Consider the following 18,137-nt stretch of genomic DNA (forward strand, 5'->3'; position numbering starts at 1 on the left):
AAGGAATTCTAGGCAACCATATGACAAACGATCTTGATCCGGATCCCTACCTGGACACGGTGCACAACATCGGGCTTGCTAACCATCGACTGATCGCACAGCTTGATGCCGAGGCATGTCGCATACAGCAACGTGCAGCTCATGGCGAGGATCGATCATGGGTATGGGATGACCTCAAGGCGTGGCGTCGCCGAGTCGACGCCTTCCAGTCTCAGCTGCGTCGCGATACGACGGCTCTCGGCCGCTTGATCGACGCCAACCGGCGAATTCAAGGATCGGACAGTGTGGAAGATAGTCGCACATCAAAACTCGATTCTTCGGCTGAGAGCAACCGCAATGCCCTCTACCCATTCAAGGACCCCCGATCACAAGACGAATTCGTCGCCAGACTTAACCGGGTGTTCGCGGTGCTGCACACTCCGGGCCGCGGACCGTACTCCAACAGCGAATTTCTTATATTCATGCGCACGGGAGGCACCGTGGTCTCCGCGCCTTATCTGTCGCAGTTGCGCAACGGGCAGCGAGGGCGGCCCTCCCTACAGGCGCTGGAGAGCATCGCGCACGCTTTCCGCATCGATGTCCGTTACTTCACAGATAGTGGCTACGCAGACGAGCTGGATGCTGATCTGACCACCCTTGAACTCGCCCAGAACCCATCGGTGGCCGAGTTGACATCCAAACTGCTCGACCTCCCGGAAGCGATTCGCAATCAGCTGCTTACCGATGCCGAATCACTCGACCGACACCGTCAGGCCGCTACGTCCTGAGGTGAATTCGACGGCTCCGCACACGCGGCGTTCTCGCGCTGGGTGCTCAACACCACGCCCCAGCCGCTGACCGCCAGCAGCCGCCGGGGCAGCAGCCGCAACACCACCTGAATGAGGGGGCCGATGCCCAGCGCGTAGAGCACGGTGCCCGCCCCGACGTTCCCGCCGAGCAGCCAGCCCGTCCCCACCACGATGACCTCGATGGTGGTCCTGATCAGCCGCACGGACCGGCCGGTGCGATGAACCAGTCCAGTTGTCAGTCCATCACGGGGCCCGGGTCCCAGCCCGGCACCGACGTAGAGAACCGTGGCAATCGCGTTCAGCAGCACGCCGCCGACCAGAAATGCCACTCGCACGGCCATCGCCGATGGCGCCGGCAGCCAGGCCAATGTGGAATCGACGGCAACCGCGATGACGACAATGTTGGCGATCGTCCCCACACCAGGCTTGTTACGCAACGGAATCCACGCGAGAAGCACCACGACACCGGTCACCGCCGAGGCCAGTCCGATGCTCATTCCGGTGCGCAGAGAGAGCCCCTGATGGAACACGTCCCACGGGTCCAGCCCGAGACCCGCCCGCACCATCAGCGCCATCGAGACCCCGTACAGGTACAGACCCACCAACAGCGCTGTACCGCGCGCACTCCATCCAATCCATTTCCCGGTCACCGGACGATTTTCTCGGCCAACTGGCTTGTCTTTCAATAGCCAGTTGAGTCACACTGGCTTTTATGTCCGATCGTGTGGTCGTTGCAGACACCCTGGCCCGTCACCTCGGCCAATGGCGCACGGCGGGGTCTGCCGGACCCGCCTACGGAGCGTTGGCGGATGCGATCCGACTTCTCGTCATCGACGGACGGCTGCCCCTGGGGGCCCGCATCCCCAGCGAACGAGCATTGGCAAGTGCCCTGTATGTCAGCCGTACCACCGTCACCGCCGCGTACGCAGAACTGCGCGAAAGCGGATATCTGCGCGGCCGCCAGGGCGCGCGCAGCACTACCGCCCTGCCCGGCCCCGACCGATCACCTTCGGCCACAACGGGATTAGCGACCCCGATGATCGACCTGCAAAATGCCGCCACCGCAGCACCAGCGGCCGCGGTACTGGACGCCTACCAGGTGGCCCTGACCAAACTGCCGACCCATCTCCGGGGGATCGGTCATGAGCTGGTGGGCATTCCGGAACTGCGCCCCCGTATCGCCGAGCACTTCTCACGACGCGGGCTGCCCACCACCGAGGATCAGATCATGGTGACCTGCGGCGCCCAACAGGCCATCGCCCTGCTCCTCGGCGCCTTCGTGGAGCCCGGCGACCGGGTCCTGGTGGAGCAGCCGACGTACCACGGCGCACTCGACGCGATCACCCAGCGTGGCGGACGTCCGGTTCCGGTACCGATGCACACGCACGAGCGCGAATCCGGTTGGGATATGACCGGCATGGAGACCACCATCCGCCAAACAGCCCCCAACCTGGCCTATCTGGTGCTGGACAACCACAACCCCACCGGTCTCACCATGCCACTTGCGCAGCGAAAGGCATTGGCAGACATCATCTCCCAGACCCGAACCCGCACCATTGTCGATGAGTCACTTGTCGGCGCCTGGCATGAGGCCTCGACCCCCGCGCCGATGGCCTCGCTGGTGGCGCGGCCCGATCTGGTGGTCACCATCGGGTCGATGTCGAAGTCGTTCTGGGGCGGCATGCGCGTCGGCTGGGTCCGCGCTGACCGCACCACCGTCGCCCGGCTCGCGGCAGTGCGCTCCGCTATGGACACCGGCACGCCGATCCTGGAGCAGTTGGCCGCCGCCGAACTCCTGGAACACGCGGACGAGGTCGAGGCCGTGCAACGGGCGACCCTGCGCGCACGGCGCGCCCTGGTGGTAGCCGAGCTGCGTCGTCGGCTCCCCGATTGGGAGCTACAGGAAGCCGAAGGCGGACTATGCATCTGGGCCCGGTTGCCCGCCCCGATGAGTACCGCGCTCGCCGCCGCGGCCGCGCGCCTCGGGGTCCGTATCGCCGCCGGCCCACGGTTCGGCGTCGGCGGCTCGCTGGAACGATTCGTGCGAGTGCCCTTCACTCAGCACGACGATCAGTTGATACGCGGTGTGGAGCTGCTGGCCCAGGCCTGGCACACAGTGACCGGTGCGCTGCCGCTTTCCGACTCGGCGATGGTGGGCTGAGACCCGATCCGGCAGCGGCTAGTCGTCCGGAATATCGACGCGACGCACGCCACCGTCGACGGCGTCGGCCGCCTCGATTTCGGCGCGGGTGATACCGAGGATGAAGAGCACCACATCCAGATACGGCTGACTCACCGACGCATCGGCCACCTTCCGCAGCGCGGGTTTGGCATTGAAGGCCACGCCGAGCCCGGCCGCCGAAAGCATGTCGATATCGTTCGCACCGTCTCCGACGGCCACCGTTTGTGCCAGCGGAACGCCTGCCTCATAAGCGAATTGGCGCAATGCCTTGGCCTTGCCGGGGCGGTCGACCACCTCCCCGATCACGCGTCCGGTGAGCTTGCCATCCACGATCTCCAAGACATTGGCCGCCACGAAGTCCAGAGCCAGTTCGTGGGCCAGCGGCTCGATCACCTGACGGAATCCGCCCGACACCACACCGCAGGAGTACCCCAGCCGACGCAGAGTCCGGATGGTGGTACGCGCGCCCGGCGTGAGTACCAACTCGTCGGCGACATCGTCGAGCACCGACTCGGGAAGGCCTGCAAGTGTGGCAACCCGCTGATGCAGCGACTCGGCGAAGTCGAGTTCCCCACGCATGGCGGCCTCGGTGATCGCGGCGACTTGCTCACGCGCGCCGGCCCGGTCTGCCAGCATCTCAATGACCTCACCCTGGACAAGGGTCGAATCCACGTCAAAAACGATGAGCCGCTTGGCCCGCCGGTCCAGGCTGCTGTGCTCGACGGCGATATCCACCGGCTCGTCGGCGGCCACCTGGGCCATCGCGGTGTGCAGGTCGACATCGGTCAACTGAGCTTGCGGGACGGTGACGCGCAGTTCCAGGCCAGTCACCGGGTAGTCGGCGATACCCCGGATGAGGTCGATGTTGATACCGAGGCCGGCCAGCCCGCGGGCGACCGCGCCGAAAGCGCGCGCCGTGACCGGTCGCCCGAGCACCACGATGGTGTGGGTCGACGGATCTTTGATCACCGAACTATCCCCGCCGAATTCGACGTCAACGTCGAATCCGAGGGTGTGCATTGCCTCTTCGAGCTCGTCCTGCAGCGCCTCAACAGCCTCGCTGCGACCCTGTGCCTTGACGAGGACGCCGAGCGTTAGCTTGCCGCGAATGACAACCTGTTCGACATTCAGCAGCTCGACACCGTGGCGGGACAGTACCCCCATAAGCACCGAGGTGACGCCGGGTTTATCGGCCCCGGTGACGGTGATCAGAACCGTGACGCGGTCACTCACAGCTGCGTATCGCGGCCGTTATTTATGGCCGCCACCCACATGTGCCTCAGCGCGCATGCGCTCGGACATGTGCGGGTAGTGCAGCTCGAATGCCGGGCGCTCCGAACGGATTCGGGGCAGCTCGGAGAAGTTGTGCCGCGGCGGCGGGCAGCTGGTGGCCCACTCCAGGGAGTTGCCGTAGCCCCACGGATCGTCGACCGTGACAACCTCGCCGTACCGGTAGCTCTTGAACACGTTCCACAGGAACGGCAGGGTCGAGGCGCCGAGGATGAAGGCACCGACCGTCGAGAACGAGTTCAGGAAGGTGAAGCCGTCGGTGGGCAGGTAGTCGGCGTAGCGACGCGGCATGCCCTGGTTACCCAGCCAGTGCTGCACCAGGAACGTGGAGTGGAACCCGATGAAGGTCAGCCAGAAGTGGAACTTGCCGAGGCGCTCGTCTAGCAGGCGACCGGTCATCTTCGGGAACCAGAAGTAGATACCGGCGTAGGTCGCGAACACGATGGTTCCGAAGAGCACGTAGTGGAAGTGCGCGATCACGAAGTACGAGTCGGTGACGTGGAAGTCGACCGGGGGCATGGCCAGCAGCACGCCGGTCAGACCACCGAAGAGGAAGGTCACCAGGAAGCCCACCGAGAAGATCATCGGGGTTTCGAAGGTCAGCTGGCCCTTCCACATCGTGCCGATCCAGTTGAAGAACTTGATACCCGTCGGGACGGCGATCAGGAACGTCATGAACGAGAAGAACGGCAGCAGCACGGCGCCGGTGGCGTACATGTGGTGCGCCCACACCGCGATGGACAGCGCCGCGATACCGAGCGTCGCGTAGATCAGCGTGGTGTAACCGAAGATCGGCTTGCGGCTGAACACCGGGAAGATCTCCGAGACGATGCCGAAGAACGGCAGCGCGATGATGTACACCTCGGGGTGTCCGAAGAACCAGAACAGGTGCTGCCACAGCAGGACACCACCGTTGGCGGGATCGAAGACGTGTGCACCGAGGTGGCGGTCGGCCGCCAGACCGAACAGCGCGGCGGTCAGCAGCGGGAAGGCCAGCAGCACCAGCACGCTGGTCACCAAGATGTTCCAGGTGAAGATCGGCATCCGGAACATGGTCATACCGGGGGCGCGCATACACACCACGGTGGTGATCATGTTGACCGCACCCAGGATGGTGCCCAGACCACCGACGGCCAGACCCATGATCCACAGGTCAGCACCGGCACCCGGTGAGTGGATGGCGTCGGTCAGCGGGGTGTAGGCGGTCCAGCCGAAGTCGGCGGCGCCACCGGGGGTGATGAAACCCGCGATACCGATCAGGGCGCCGAACAGGAACAGCCAGAAAGAGAAGGCGTTCAAACGCGGGAAGGCGACGTCGGGGGCGCCGATCTGCAACGGCAGCACCACGTTCGCGAAGCCGAACACGATGGGCGTCGCGTAGAACAGCAGCATCACGGTGCCGTGCATGGTGAACAGCTGGTTGAACTGCTCGTTGGACAGGAACTGCAGACCGGGCACGGCCAGCTCGGCGCGCATGAACAGCGCCATCAAGCCGCCGATGAGGAAGAACGCGAAGCACGCGACCAAGTACATGATGCCGATCAGCTTGTGATCGGTGGTCGTGATCAAGCGATAGATCAGAGTGCCCCGCGCGCCCGTGCGGGGCGGGAACGGGCGGCTGGCCTGCAATCCACCAATGGGGGGTGCTTCGGCGGTCACGGCTCCTCCGATTCCTCGTAGCGCGCAGTCGTTCCAGTGACTGCATGTCTGGGGTGAATCCTAGCCCGCGCCACCCCCGATCGCGGAGCGGGTCCTACAGAGAGTCGTACTTAGGGTTGATTACCATCCGCGCGGACGTGGTCGCCGGGCCCCATCGCGGTCCTACCCGGGTGTTCGTGACCCCGCGCGGTAAGTTCAACCGGGTGCAGACAGCGAGGTTCTGGGGCGCTGCCGTGATATCAGCGGCACTGGTGACGGCGACGGTGTCCGGCTGTACCGAGAAACCCACCAACGAGACCGCGAGCACCATGGTCACCAGTACAACGAGGATCGCCGGCGCGGGTGTGCTGGGTAACGAACGCAAGCCCGACGAGTCCTGCGCCAAGGATCCGGCGGCCCTCGACCCGGCCGCGCCACGCGAGGTGCGGCACGCGCAGGGCGAGACCGAAGTACCCGAGGACCCCAAGCGGATCGTGGTCCTTGACGCCGGCGCCATCGACACGCTGTGTGCGCTGGGACTGCAGGATCGCATCGTCGGAGTCGCGCTGGCTGACCGCGCGACCTCTCCCCCGTCATACCTGGGCACGACGGTCCACAACCTGCCGTCGATCGGCCCGATCGCATCTCCAGACCTGGCCAAGATCGGCGCCGCCAAACCCGATCTCATCCTGAGCTCCAACGGCGAACAGAACTCCTACCTCGACCTGAGCGCCGTCGCTCCCACCGTGATCGTGTCGGGACACGATCTGGCCGAGCACGTCCGGCTGGTGGGTAAGGCGACCCGACGGACCGCCGAGACCGACAAGCTGTGGTCGGATTTCGTCGACGCCGCCAAGAAGGTGGGCCGCGAGAATGACGCCGCGCACTTCCAGGCCTCGATCGTCCAGTTCACCGATCAGACGGTGCGGGTGTACGGCGCCAACAACTTCCCGGCATCGGTGCTCGCCACCGCGGGATTGGATCGTCCTGCCACCCAACGGTTTAGCGATACCCCCTTCATCGAGATCGACACCGACGACTTCTCGGCGGCCGAGGGCGACATCGTCTACGTCTCGTTCACCAGCTCGTCGGCCAAGGATCGCGCCGCTCGGATTTTCGGCACCAAGCCGTGGATGGCGCTCGGCGCCACCCGCGACCACCGCGTGTTCGCGGTCAACAACGAGATCTGGCAGACCGGGGACGGAATTGTCGCGGCGCGCGGGATTCTCGATGACTTGCAGTTCGTCAACCGCCCTATCAACTAGATCCCCGGTCGCCCCGCCCGCGCCCGCCGCTGTACGCGTTACGCTCCCGGCATGTACCACGTACTGCAGCTGACCTATACCCAACCTCTCGATGTCGTGGACGGCGTCCGCCCCGCACACCTGGAGTGGCTCGATGGCGAGATCGCGGCAGGCAACCTGCTGATCAGTGGCCGTAACGAGGCCGGCACCGGCGGCGTGCTGGTCACCGGCGATATCAGCGCGCAGGACGCCGAGGCCCTGATCGCCGCCGACCCCTACACCACGGCCGGGGTCGCCGAATACACCCGAATCGGTTTCAACGCGGGCCGCAAAGCGGAGATAATCCCGTGAGCGACAAGGGTTTTCCTGAGAATCGCTGGGGTAATCCGGACAGTGCGCTATCGCGGGTCGCGGCCAAGTTCGCCGCCACCAAACCGGGTTCGTGGACCATTCGGAAACTGACGCCATTGGACCGGGCGGTTATGGAGCGCACGGGCAGCCGGTACACCGTGCTGGGTCCGCTGGGCTTGTCGACGCTGCTGCTGACCACGACGGGTCGCAAGTCTGGCCAGCCTCGGGTCTCTCCGCTGCTCTATCTGCACGATGGTGACCGAATCACGCTGGTGGGCAGTAATTTCGGCCAGGAGAAGCACCCCGCTTGGACCACGAACCTCCTCGCCGACCCGCGGGCCAAGGTGACACTGGCCGGCCAGACATTCGACGTGATCGCGACCCTTGCCCAGGGCGCCGAGCGCGACGACTACTACCGGCGCTTCGAGGCGATGCTCGAGGTGTACTCCGCGTACAAGGGCCGCACCGGACGCGAGATCAGGGTTTTCACCCTCGAACGCACCCCGTAAAGCTATCCGTTACAGGTAGTATCCGTACCTTCAGTACCGGTTCTGAACTGGTAATTTACAATCAACTTGTCACAAAGGCCCCCATTTACGCTGATATTGGGCTAACGTTCCCCGCAGTCCGCGGAAGGATGGAACGTGATCCAGGAACGCTTAGACATCACCGTCGCAGCCCGGCCGGAAACCGTCCTTGAGGTACTCAAGGACGTCGAGTCCGTCGACAGTTGGCTACGGCCACATCTGCCGACGTGGCCACCGGTCACCAGCACCATGACCGTCGTCGAATCATTTGACGACGGCTCACCACGACTGGTGCGAACGGTGAGCTCCACGCTCGGAATCTCCGACGATTCCCTGACCGAGTACGAGTGGTATCCCGATGGCTGCCGGCTCACGCTGCTGGAGAGCAGAACCCTGCGCCACAACATCAGCCGGTTCACCGTCATCCCCGACGAGCCCGAATCCCGGCTGACTGCCGACATCTCCCTGGATCTCAAGATCCGGTTGCCGGGTCTGCTGGAACGTCAGCTCAAGAAGACTCAGGTCGGATTCGTCCGGAGCTTCCAGCGAGCGCTTGCCGAGGAATCGGCACGACGAGAACTGAATTCGTAGCCGAGTTCAACGCGAACCCGCATCGACGGCGCACCGTTTCACCGAGCGCAGCACGTGATTGGTCGCCAACACGTGTCCGCGAGTGCCGATCACCAGCGCGCGGTAGATCGAGCCGCGCAAGCCGGGAAAGTCCGCGTACGTCAGCGCACGCAGACGGGTAGCGCCGTCGCCGGCATCATCGAGCTGAAACACCAGCTCGTAGCGCGAAAAACGATGCTGCCCAGTTAAACTCAGGCGTTGTTCGGGATCGATGCGGTCGACCGCGAAGCCCGCACGCGGACGAGTACCCAATACAACGCCGAGCGGATTGCGCTCGGCGGATCGTAAGACCGCGTCGACGTAGCGCCGCAGACTCTCCCACACCTGCCCCCGCGGCGCGTCGATACGAATCGCATGCTCGTCAATATAGGATAGATGTTCCATATCCCAGATTTACCAGAATTAGGACAAATATTCCAGATGGCTCCCGAACGCAAACACACCAGCGATGCCATCCTCGACGCGGTGCGATCGCTGCTGCTCGACGGCGGCCCCCGTGCCGCGACCATCGCGGCGATAGCGGAAGCCTCGGGTGCACCACCGGGTACGCTCAATCACCGCTTCGGCAACCGCGAGGCCATCATGTCGGCAACATGGCTACGTGCGGTTGAGCGCTTTCACCAGCACGCTCTCCATGCACTACACACCTCCGCCCATCCCGTTGAAATTGCGGTGGCACTTGCCCTTTCGGTGCCAGCCTTCGCGCGTGCATACCCCGAGGACGCCCGATTGCTACTGTCCCTGCGCAGTGCCGACGTCCTGGGGGCCGACGCGGGTTCCACGCTGGACGAGATGAACGAGCCACTGTTCACCTCAGTGCGGAATCTGACGCGAGCCATCTACGGCCGCACCGATGCGCGCTCACGCGACCGACTGACGCGGGCCGTGGTGGACTTGCCCTATGCCGCAGTACGCCGCCACATGCCCACCCTGCCCACGTGGCTCGAAGAAGATCTGGCGGATGCGGTCCGCACGCTCTTGGCTTCGCGGTGACTGAACCCGGGCACCACCGGCTCACCGCGCCAGCACTCATGCTCGTCAGCGGCACCTCCCTGTACATCGGGGCGGCGGCCGGAATCAGCCTGTTCCGCTGGCTCGATCCGGTGAGCGTGGCCTGGCTGCGGATATGCGGTGCGGCGCTCGTGTTCCTCGCCATCGCCCGGCCCGCGGGCGCGGCCTGGCGGGGCCGGGCATTGTGGTGGGCCGGTGGCTTTGGCGTGGTCACCGCGCTGATGAACATGTCGTTCTATCTGGCCATCGACCGGCTGCCGTTGGGCACCGCGGTGGCGATCGAATTTCTTGGGCCGATCGCCGTGGCCGCCGCAGGATCACGGTCCCTTCGAGACGGATTCACGGTACTGGCCGCGCTCGTCGGCGTGGTCCTGATAGCCGATGTACAGCTTTCCGCCGAGCCCGTGGGAATGGCCTTCGCACTGCTGGCCGCGTTGTTCTGGGCCGGATACATCGTGCTTGGAAAACGTGTTGCGCTGCAGGGCAACCCAGCAGACTCACTAGCGGTGGGCTTCACGGTCGCGATGATCGTGACCGCCCCGGCCCTGGCTGTGGGCATCGCTGGCATCCACGGTCAGGTACCCGTCGTTCACGTCCTCGTCCTGGGGCTACTGATGGGTGTGCTCTCCAACGTCATCCCCTACGGCCTAGATCAGGTGATCCTGCGGCGGGCGGGACGAAGCCACTTCGCGGTACTCCTGGCGCTTCTCCCACTCTCCGCGACCGCGATCGGTGTACTTGTCATGCACCAGATTCCCAGCACACCAGAACTTTTGGGCATCGCGGCAATCGTGGTGGCGGTGGCTGCGCGCCGAGAGGAAGACCCGAAGGACACCCCAACGGCATTGTGATCCGCCCGGCACCGGGCGTACAAGACCCATCGTCTAGCAGTTCACTCTTGGCGCTTGTCAGGACGTGCTCAGCATGTGCCCGTACACTCCGCGGTCAACTGGATAGTGACTGATTCGGAGGACATTGATCGATGAAGACGGCGACCGACTGGGGCACGGAGGTATGGCGATCGCTGATATGGATCGGCTGGGTGTGGCCGGTCACCATGGTCGTTTTCCTCACCGTCGCATTCTTGATCATCCGGTTCACGCAATGGGGTCGGCAATTCTGGCGCATTACCGGTCTGTATTTCACCAGCCGCGACGGCCGGGGCGGCTTGATCCTCTTGGCCCTTGTGCTGCTCTCGGTGGTGGTGAATGTCCGCCTGTCAGTGGTATTCACTTACTACTACAACGACATGTCGGCATCGATTCAGTACATCGTCCAGGCGTTGGCGCGCGATGGCAGCGGAATGTCGGATGCCAAGGCATTCTTCTGGCTCAACATCCGCCGGTTCTGCCTTCTGGCGGGGATCAACATCGCACTGGTGGTCACCGACCTGTATCTATTGCAGGCATTCATCATTCGGTGGCGTGTGTGGCTCACCGAGCGCATCACCGCCGACTGGCTCTCCAAGCGCGCCTTCTACCGGTCCCGCTTCATCGACAACACCATCGACAACCCGGATCAGCGAATCCAGGCTGATATCAACAACTTTGTCGCCATGTCGGTCGCGCCCGAGCAGCTCCAAAGTTCTTCGCTACACCTGGCATTCGGCGCCGTGAACGCGTGCATCTCGCTACCGTCGTTCACCATCATCCTGTGGGGTCTGTCGGGTCCGCTCAACATCTTCGGATACGAAATGCCGAGAGCCCTCGTCTTTCTTACCTACATCTACGTGATCGTGACGACCTTGATCGCTTTCCGGATCGGTCGCCCGTTGATCCGCAGGTACTTCCTCAACGAACGCCTCAACGCCATGTTCCGTTACGCACTGGTACGCCTGCGAGACACATCGGAAGCCGTGGCCTTCTACCGCGGCGAGAAGGCCGAGGCCAAACAACTCAAGGGCCGCTTCGACGGAATCATCGACAACTTCTGGCAGCTCGTTTACCGGAGCATGGGCTTCACCGGCTGGAACTTCGCGGTATCGCAAACCGCAGCGGTCTTTAACTCCGTCCTCCAGGTTCCGCGACTGATCGCCGGGCAGATCACCTACGGCGACGTAAGCCAGAGCGCCAGCGCCGCCGGCCAACTGCAAACCTCCCTGTCGTTCTTCCGGAACGCCTACGACAACTTTGCCGCCTACCGCGCCACCGTCATGCGCCTGGACGGCTTGCTACACGCGAACGCACAGTCGCGCGAGCTGCCCATGCTCGAGCCAGGAGATCAAGAAGACGGCGTCACGCTACACAACATCTACGTCCGTAAACCCAATGGCGACAGTCTGATCGACGACCTCAACCTAAGCCTTGACGCGGGCGATGCGCTGCTGATCAAGGGGCCCTCAGGCGGAGGAAAGACCACACTGCTGCGCTCATTGGCCGGGTTGTGGCCCTACACCGATGGCGACTGGACGCGCCCCGGCGGCGAACACGAGACGTTATTCCTCTCGCAGCTGCCGTACCTCCCGCTGGGAGATCTGCGCGAGGCGGTGAGTTACCCCGCACCTGCCAGTACCTTCACCGACGAGGAACTGCGCACCACGCTCGACAAGGTGGCACTTGGCCATCTGTCCGACCGGCTCGACGAGGAATCCGATTGGATCAAGGTGCTCTCTCCCGGTGAGCAGCAACGTATCGCGTTCGCCCGGGTGCTGCTCCTCAAACCCAAGGCCGTGTTCATGGATGAGTCCACGTCCTCGCTCGATGAGGGGCTGGAGTTCACGCTTTATCGCCTTCTTCGCGCCGAGGTACCCAACTGCACACTCGTCAGCGTCGGCCATCGCAGCACCATCGATCAGCACCACGACCAGAAACTGCAACTGGTGGGCGAGGGCCGCTGGGCGCTCTCTCCCATTGGGACAGGAATAAGCGGGGCCGAGTAGGCTTTTAATCGGTAGCAATGTTAACTATCGCAAAAGGATGCATATATGGTCACCGTGTCGGCTTATGCCGCCGTTTCCGGTAAGGACCCCCTGGTTCCCACCACGATCGAACGGCGCGAAGTAGGGCCCCACGATGTCTTCATCGACATCAAGTTCGCCGGTATCTGTCACTCCGATATCCACACCGTCCGCGACGAGTGGGGCCGCGCCAACTACCCCATCGTCCCCGGTCACGAGATCGCCGGTGTCATCACCGAGGTCGGCTCCGAAGTCACCAAATTCAAGCCGGGCGACCATGCCGGCGTCGGTTGTTTCGTCAACTCGTGCCGTGAGTGTTCGAGCTGCCTCGCCGGACTGGAGCAGTTCTGCGAACGCGGCATGGTGGGCACCTACGGCGCCAAGGATCGCGACGGCACCCAGACCCAGGGCGGATACAGCCAGGCCATCGTCGTCGACGAGAACTATGTGCTGCGCATCCCGGACAGCCTGCCGCTGGACGCGGCCGCGCCACTGCTGTGCGCGGGCATCACCACCTTCTCTCCCTTGCGGCACTGGAACGCAGGCCCCGGCAAGCGCGTTGCTGTCGTCGGACTTGGCGGCCTCGGCCATATGGCCGTCAAGCTCGGCAAAGCGATGGGCGCCGAGGTGACGGTGCTGAGCCAGTCACTCAAGAAGATGGAAGACGGCCTGCGTTTAGGCGCCAGCCACTACTACGCCACCGCCGACCCGGACACCTTCAAGTCACTGCGTAGCAGCTTCGACCTGATTCTCAACACCGTGTCCTCGAACCTGGACATGGGCAAGTACCTGGGTCTGCTGGGTGTCGACGGCACCCTGGTGGAATTGGGGCTGCCGGAGAACCCTATCGAGGTCCCCGGCTTCCCGCTGCTGACCAACCGGCGCAGCATTTCCGGTTCCTTGATCGGCGGCATCCCGGAAACCCAAGAGATGCTTGACTTCTGCGCCAAGCACGGCATCGGCTCAGAGATCGAAGTCATTGACGCCAGCTACATCAACGAGGCCTACGAGCGCGTCGTGGCCAGCGATGTGCGGTACCGGTTCGTCATCGACACCGCCACTTTGTAAGTTTCATCCCGAGTACAACCGGTGACTGATGTCGTCGGGGTGCCGATGCTGAGGGGATGACCCGCGTCATCCGTTTCAATGCGTTCGACATGAATTGTGTTGCGCACCAATCCCCCGGCCTATGGAGGCACCCCGACGACCAGTCCTGGCGGTACAAGGATCTTTCCTACTGGACAAATCTGGCCAAGCTCCTCGAGCGCGGCCGCTTCGACGGACTGTTCATCGCCGATGTACTCGGCACCTACGACATCTACGACGCCAGCGACGAGGCCGCCATCCGCCAGGCGGCGCAGATACCGGTCGCCGATCCCCTGCTCCTGGTCTCGGCGATGGCCCTTGTCACCGAACATCTTGGCTTCGGAGTCACCACGGGTACCGGATTCGAACACCCATATCCGTTCGCGCGCAGGCTATCCACCCTCGATCACCTCACCGGTGGCAGGGTCGGATGGAATGTGGTCACGGGGTATCTACCCGCCGCGGCGCGCAACATGGGACAGACCGACCAGCCTGCGCACGATGCCCGCTACGACCACGCCGACGAGTACCTGGAGGTGCTCTACAAGCTATGGGAGGGCTCCTGGGAGGACGACGCCGTCGTCCGCGATGCCGCACGTGGCGTCTTCACCGACCCCGACAAGGTGCACCACATCGGCCATGAGGGAACACATTTCACCGTCCCCGGGGTGCACCTGGTGGAACCGTCGCCGCAGCGGACCCCGGTGATCTACCAGGCGGGATCCTCACCGCGCGGGGTGCGCTTCGCCGCCGAGAACGCCGAGGCCGTGTTCACCGCGGCCCCCACCAAGGAGCTGCTACGCCAGACGGTCACCACCATTCGCCGCGAGCTGGAGCTCGCCGGGCGAGACCCCTACTCCGCCAAGATCTTCAACCTCACCACCGTGGTCACCGGCGAGAACTCCGAAGCGGCGCACGCCAAGCACCGCGAGCTGCTGAGCTATGGCAGCGCCGAGGGAGCGCTGGTGTTCATGTCCGGCTGGATGGGCGTGGATCTGGCCCGCTACGGACTGGACGAACCCATCGGAAACGTGGACTCCAACGCGATTCTGTCGGCAGTGGCGGCGTTCCAGTCCGCCACCGATGATGGCAGGGAGTGGAAGGTGCGCGATATCGCCGAGTGGGGTGAGATCGGCGGCATGGGACCGCGCGTCGTCGGCTCGGGCGCCGAGGTCGCCGACATCCTGCAGGAATGGGTGGAGGAAACCGATGTCGACGGCTTCAACCTGGCCTATGCGATCACCCCGGGCACCTTCGAGGACTTCATCGAGTACGTCGCTCCGGTGCTGACCGAACGTGGTGCCTACCAAAACGAGTACGCACCAGGGACATTGCGCCACAAGCTGCTGGGCAAGGGTGATCGTCTCCCCGACGAGCACCGAGGCGCCAAGTACCGGATCGGCGGACCACTGTCGACGATCATCGATCGTCCGTCGACCGTCCCCTCGTCGTCGGGTTCCACCGCACCGGCACCTACACGCGGGCGGTAGATTTCCGTGTATGAAGAGCCGCGTCGCGCTGAGTGTGTGCGCCTCGGTCGCGCTGCTGTGCGCGACGACCGTTAGCGCTGGTTCCGCTGCCGCCGAACCGCCCTCGGGCTTCCCCGATATCAGTGGGCTCCCCACCGTCGAGTCCCGGCAGTACTTCAGTGTCAAGGTCTATCGGTTCGCGACACCCGATTGCGTTTTGTGTGAAAGCGCCGGATGGAACCCGTACTTTCAGTGGACCTGCATCGGACCTAAGGGCTCCGGGTCGGCGCAACTGGATCTGGGTAGCTATGCGCGGAACAACGGCACCCCTGCGACAGCGGGCGAATCTCAGGGCAACCCCGACTTATCCCGTGTCCCAGTACTACCCGGCAATCGCCAAGTACGCATAGCCGCCCCAGTGCACAATGACGACGGCAGCCAAACCACGTTGACGTGCGCCACGCCAGCGCCCAAGACCACGGCATGTTTGGTGGACGATCTCCGCGGTACACACGGATTCGTACTGAGCCCAGAACGCAACTGGGCGTTCTAGTTACGCGTTGAGCGCGGTGGAGTCCACGCCGGCCAGCGGCCAGCCACCGGCCGCCAAGCGCGAGGCCACCCGCGAAATGTCTTGAGCGGTCGGCTCATCCTTCGTCACGTCCGTGATGAACTTCTCGATCTCGTCCTGACTCACCACACCGTCGATCTGTGCGGACGACTCGGGGGCGGTCAGCTTGGCGACGACTTCCTTGACCTGCTCTTCGGTCAGCGTGCGGCGCAGCAGCGCAAGCAGCGGAAACCGATCTGTAGGGGGTACTCCCTCGGGGTATCCCGCCGACAGCCAGGAAACGATCGAACCGATAATCGATGTGCTCGTCACGCTAATAGTGTCCCTGCAGCAGGTTCACAGCGCGAGGTGACATCAGTACAGTTCACCGGCCGTTCATTTGTTCTCGGCGAACAGTCCCCCGCCATCGAGGGACTGTTCAGCAGCAGAACGACCTAGAAGTCCCAGTCCTCGTCTTCGGTGTTCACGGCCTTGCCGATGACGTACGAAGAACCGGACCCGGAGAAGAAGTCGTGGTTCTCGTCGGCGTTGGGCGACAGCGCCGACAGGATCGCCGGGTTCACGTCGGTCTCCTCGCGCGGGAAGAGGGCCTCATAACCCAGGTTCATCAGGGCCTTGTTGGCGTTGTAGCGTAGGAACTTCTTGACGTCCTCGGTGAGCCCGACCTCGTCGTAAAGATCTTCGGTGTAATCGGTTTCGTTCTCGTACAGCTCGTAGAGCAGGTCGTAGGTGTACTCCTTGATCTCGGAGCGGGTGGCCTCATCGGCGCGCTCCAGACCCTTCTGGAACTTGTAGCCGATGTAGTACCCGTGCACCGCCTCGTCGCGAATGATGAGGCGGATCATGTCGGCGGTGTTGGTGAGCTTGGCGCGACTCGACCAGTACATCGGAAGGTAGAAGCCGGAGTAGAACAGGAAGCTCTCCAGCAAGGTCGAGGCAACCTTGCGCTTGAGCGGCTCGTCGCCCCGGTAGTACTCCATGACGATCTCGGCCTTGCGTTGCAGGTTCGGGTTCTCCTCCGACCAGCGGAACGCGTCATCGATCTCGCGCGTGGAGCACAGCGTCGAGAAGATGGAGCTGTAGCTCTTGGCGTGCACCGACTCCATGAACGCGATGTTGGTGTACACCGCTTCCTCGTGCGGAGTGATCGCATCGGGGATCAGGCTGACCGCGCCCACGGTGCCCTGAATGGTGTCCAGCAGCGTCAGGCCCGTGAAAACCCGCATAGTCAACTGTTTTTCGAAATCGGTCAGGGTGTTCCACGACGGGATGTCGTTAGATACCGGCACCTTTTCGGGAAGCCAGAAGTTGCCGGTGAGCCGGTCCCAGACCTCGGCATCCTTCTCATCGGGAACCCGGTTCCAGTTGATCGCCGAGACGCGGCTGACCAGCTTCAGTTTTTCACTCACGAGACCACTCCTGGAGAACGTCGAACAGATTCGCGGGATTCGCTGACTGTGGAAGAGACACTACCCCTGGGGGCCGACATCGCGGCGCAACACAACGTGTTGTGGTTAAGCGTGTCGAACTCATTCGGCAGAATTTCCAGTGACACAAACTTGACACGTGTAAAGTCCGTGGTCATGGACAAAATCACGGGCAAGAACATCGCCATCACCGGTGCCGCGCGCGGTATCGGATACGCCACCGCCACCGCACTACTGCGCCGGGGCGCGCGGGTGGTGATCGGCGACCGTGATGTCGAGGCGCTCGGAGCCGCGGTCGAGGGCCTCAAAGAAGAAGGAAACGTCGACGCCCACCCCGTGGATGTGACCGACCCCGCCTCGTTCAAGCGTTTTCTTGAGGCCGCCGGTGCCGGCGGACCGGTCGACGTGCTCATCAACAACGCGGGCGTCATGCCGATCGGACCGTTCCTGTCCACGAGCGACGGCGCGATCCGGTCGATGCTGGAGGTGAATCTGTACGGCGTGATCAATGGTTGTCGCCTGGCCCTTCCCGAGATGGCGGCGCGGCGCGGCGGACAGATCGTCAACATCGCCTCGGTCGCCGGTTTGATGGCGGCCCCCGGCATGGCGGTCTACAACGCGTCCAAGTTCGGCGTTGTCGGGCTGTCCCGCGCGCTGAGCGACGAGTTCGAGCCACAAGGGGTCCAGGTCAGCGCCGTACTACCGACCTTCACCAACACCGAATTGATCACGGGCACCGATTCGACCGGTGCCCAGAAACCCGTCGAACCCGAAGACATCGCCGCGGCTGTGGTGCGCATCATCGAGAAACCGCGCGTCCAGGTCACTGTCCCGAAGCCACTCGGCACCGTGACCACGATCGTCAATTCCCTGCCCACCAAGGTCCGCCGGTTCATGAGCAAAAAGACCGGAACCGATCGCGTGTTCCTCGATATCGACACCAACGCACGCAGCGCGTACGAGAACCGTGCCGGTTCGAGCCTGGGTGTGACCAAACCCGACGGCGGATAGCCGCGCTGTCGGCCCT

General features: G+C 63.6%; 19 protein-coding genes. 13 read left to right on the plus strand and 6 right to left on the minus strand.

Going from position 1 to position 18,137, the window contains the following annotated elements:
• Positions 1-20: 20 nt before the first annotated feature.
• Positions 21-767 (plus strand): helix-turn-helix transcriptional regulator, encoded by a 747-nt coding sequence (locus MSTE_RS16600; RefSeq protein WP_096502823.1) that lies wholly within the window; start codon positions 21-23, stop codon positions 765-767.
• Here MSTE_RS16600 and yczE read toward each other — a convergent pair.
• Entirely contained in the window at positions 749-1,438 is a 690-nt protein-coding gene (yczE, locus tag MSTE_RS16605) for a membrane protein YczE (protein ID WP_096502825.1), read from the minus strand. The genes MSTE_RS16600 and yczE overlap by 19 nt on opposite strands.
• 62 nt (positions 1,439-1,500) lie before the next feature.
• Between yczE and yczR the strand changes: the two genes are divergently transcribed.
• A complete protein-coding gene (gene yczR / locus MSTE_RS16610) occupies positions 1,501-2,949 on the plus strand; it encodes a MocR-like transcription factor YczR (protein WP_096502827.1) in 1,449 nt (482 codons plus the stop codon).
• Positions 2,950-2,967: 18 nt separating this feature from the next.
• On the opposite strand, the gene serB is transcribed toward yczR, so the two are convergent.
• Together serB and ctaD are read right to left on the minus strand one after the other, a co-directional pair.
• A complete protein-coding gene (serB, locus tag MSTE_RS16615; RefSeq protein ID WP_030097115.1) occupies positions 2,968-4,203 on the minus strand; it encodes a phosphoserine phosphatase SerB in 1,236 nt (411 codons plus the stop codon).
• Positions 4,204-4,221: 18 nt separating this feature from the next.
• The gene (ctaD, locus tag MSTE_RS16620) at positions 4,222-5,919 is read right to left on the minus strand and encodes an aa3-type cytochrome oxidase subunit I (RefSeq protein WP_096502829.1); all 1,698 of its coding nucleotides are present in this window, start codon (positions 5,917-5,919) and stop codon (positions 4,222-4,224) included.
• 170 nt (positions 5,920-6,089) lie between these two features.
• Here ctaD and MSTE_RS16625 point away from each other — a divergent pair, with 170 nt between their 5' ends.
• The 4 genes from MSTE_RS16625 (at position 6,090) to MSTE_RS16640 (ending at position 8,611) form a co-directional block, all read left to right on the plus strand.
• Positions 6,090-7,163, plus strand: coding sequence for an ABC transporter substrate-binding protein (locus tag MSTE_RS16625; protein ID WP_193442105.1), 1,074 nt, complete (start codon positions 6,090-6,092; stop codon positions 7,161-7,163).
• A 51-nt stretch (positions 7,164-7,214) separates the two neighbouring features.
• Complete coding sequence (locus MSTE_RS16630) at positions 7,215-7,493, plus strand: YciI family protein (RefSeq protein WP_078359166.1); 279 nt, start codon at positions 7,215-7,217, stop codon at positions 7,491-7,493.
• Positions 7,490-8,002 carry a nitroreductase/quinone reductase family protein gene (locus tag MSTE_RS16635; protein WP_096502831.1) on the plus strand — a complete coding sequence of 171 codons (513 nt, stop codon included), beginning with the start codon at positions 7,490-7,492 and terminating at the stop codon, positions 8,000-8,002. The genes MSTE_RS16630 and MSTE_RS16635 overlap by 4 nt, the downstream gene beginning before the upstream one ends.
• 135 nt (positions 8,003-8,137) lie before the next feature.
• Complete coding sequence (locus MSTE_RS16640) at positions 8,138-8,611, plus strand: SRPBCC family protein (protein ID WP_096502833.1); 474 nt, start codon at positions 8,138-8,140, stop codon at positions 8,609-8,611.
• A gap of 6 nt (positions 8,612-8,617) precedes the next feature.
• Here the strand turns inward: MSTE_RS16640 and MSTE_RS16645 are convergent, their stop codons facing one another.
• Positions 8,618-9,034 (minus strand): hypothetical protein, encoded by a 417-nt coding sequence (locus MSTE_RS16645; RefSeq protein ID WP_096502835.1) that lies wholly within the window; start codon positions 9,032-9,034, stop codon positions 8,618-8,620.
• Between the two features lie 36 nt (positions 9,035-9,070).
• Here MSTE_RS16645 and MSTE_RS16650 point away from each other — a divergent pair, with 36 nt between their 5' ends.
• The 6 genes from MSTE_RS16650 (at position 9,071) to MSTE_RS16675 (ending at position 15,665) form a co-directional block, all read left to right on the plus strand.
• The gene (locus MSTE_RS16650) at positions 9,071-9,643 is read left to right on the plus strand and encodes a TetR/AcrR family transcriptional regulator (protein WP_096502837.1); all 573 of its coding nucleotides are present in this window, start codon (positions 9,071-9,073) and stop codon (positions 9,641-9,643) included.
• Between the two features lie 38 nt (positions 9,644-9,681).
• Positions 9,682-10,512: an EamA family transporter gene (locus MSTE_RS16655; protein ID WP_408645923.1), complete on the plus strand. Its 831-nt coding sequence runs from the start codon at positions 9,682-9,684 to the stop codon at positions 10,510-10,512.
• Between the two features lie 131 nt (positions 10,513-10,643).
• Positions 10,644-12,539, plus strand: a complete 1,896-nt coding sequence (locus MSTE_RS16660; protein WP_096502841.1) for an ABC transporter ATP-binding protein/permease — start codon at positions 10,644-10,646, stop codon at positions 12,537-12,539.
• 45 nt (positions 12,540-12,584) lie between these two features.
• Positions 12,585-13,625 (plus strand): NAD(P)-dependent alcohol dehydrogenase, encoded by a 1,041-nt coding sequence (locus MSTE_RS16665; RefSeq protein ID WP_096502843.1) that lies wholly within the window; start codon positions 12,585-12,587, stop codon positions 13,623-13,625.
• Positions 13,626-13,681: 56 nt separating this feature from the next.
• Positions 13,682-15,133 (plus strand): LLM class flavin-dependent oxidoreductase, encoded by a 1,452-nt coding sequence (locus MSTE_RS16670; protein WP_096502845.1) that lies wholly within the window; start codon positions 13,682-13,684, stop codon positions 15,131-15,133.
• Between the two features lie 10 nt (positions 15,134-15,143).
• Positions 15,144-15,665, plus strand: a complete 522-nt coding sequence (locus MSTE_RS16675; protein ID WP_096502847.1) for a hypothetical protein — start codon at positions 15,144-15,146, stop codon at positions 15,663-15,665.
• On the opposite strand, the gene MSTE_RS16680 is transcribed toward MSTE_RS16675, so the two are convergent.
• Complete coding sequence (locus MSTE_RS16680; protein ID WP_096502849.1) at positions 15,666-15,995, minus strand: DUF3349 domain-containing protein; 330 nt, start codon at positions 15,993-15,995, stop codon at positions 15,666-15,668. It lies immediately after the preceding gene.
• Between the two features lie 122 nt (positions 15,996-16,117).
• Positions 16,118-17,080, minus strand: coding sequence for a class 1b ribonucleoside-diphosphate reductase subunit beta (gene nrdF / locus MSTE_RS16685; protein WP_096506014.1), 963 nt, complete (start codon positions 17,078-17,080; stop codon positions 16,118-16,120).
• A 186-nt stretch (positions 17,081-17,266) separates the two neighbouring features.
• Here nrdF and MSTE_RS16690 point away from each other — a divergent pair, with 186 nt between their 5' ends.
• Positions 17,267-18,121 (plus strand): SDR family oxidoreductase, encoded by an 855-nt coding sequence (locus MSTE_RS16690; protein ID WP_096502851.1) that lies wholly within the window; start codon positions 17,267-17,269, stop codon positions 18,119-18,121.
• Positions 18,122-18,137: the final 16 nt, after the last annotated feature.

The organism is [Mycobacterium] stephanolepidis (assembly GCF_002356335.1).
Classification (GTDB): domain Bacteria; phylum Actinomycetota; class Actinomycetes; order Mycobacteriales; family Mycobacteriaceae; genus Mycobacterium; species Mycobacterium stephanolepidis.

Coding starts and splice junctions, on each gene's coding strand:
- MSTE_RS16600 (WP_096502823.1), top strand. CDS start 21: ATGACAAACGATCTTGATCCGGATCCCTACCTGGACACGGTGCACAAC.
- yczR (WP_096502827.1), top strand. CDS start 1,501: ATGTCCGATCGTGTGGTCGTTGCAGACACCCTGGCCCGTCACCTCGGC.
- MSTE_RS16630 (WP_078359166.1), top strand. CDS start 7,215: ATGTACCACGTACTGCAGCTGACCTATACCCAACCTCTCGATGTCGTG.
- MSTE_RS16645 (WP_096502835.1), bottom strand. CDS start 9,034: ATGGAACATCTATCCTATATTGACGAGCATGCGATTCGTATCGACGCG.
- MSTE_RS16650 (WP_096502837.1), top strand. CDS start 9,071: ATGGCTCCCGAACGCAAACACACCAGCGATGCCATCCTCGACGCGGTG.
- MSTE_RS16655 (WP_408645923.1), top strand. CDS start 9,682: ATGCTCGTCAGCGGCACCTCCCTGTACATCGGGGCGGCGGCCGGAATC.
- MSTE_RS16660 (WP_096502841.1), top strand. CDS start 10,644: ATGAAGACGGCGACCGACTGGGGCACGGAGGTATGGCGATCGCTGATA.
- MSTE_RS16665 (WP_096502843.1), top strand. CDS start 12,585: ATGGTCACCGTGTCGGCTTATGCCGCCGTTTCCGGTAAGGACCCCCTG.
- MSTE_RS16670 (WP_096502845.1), top strand. CDS start 13,682: ATGACCCGCGTCATCCGTTTCAATGCGTTCGACATGAATTGTGTTGCG.
- MSTE_RS16675 (WP_096502847.1), top strand. CDS start 15,144: ATGAAGAGCCGCGTCGCGCTGAGTGTGTGCGCCTCGGTCGCGCTGCTG.
- MSTE_RS16690 (WP_096502851.1), top strand. CDS start 17,267: ATGGACAAAATCACGGGCAAGAACATCGCCATCACCGGTGCCGCGCGC.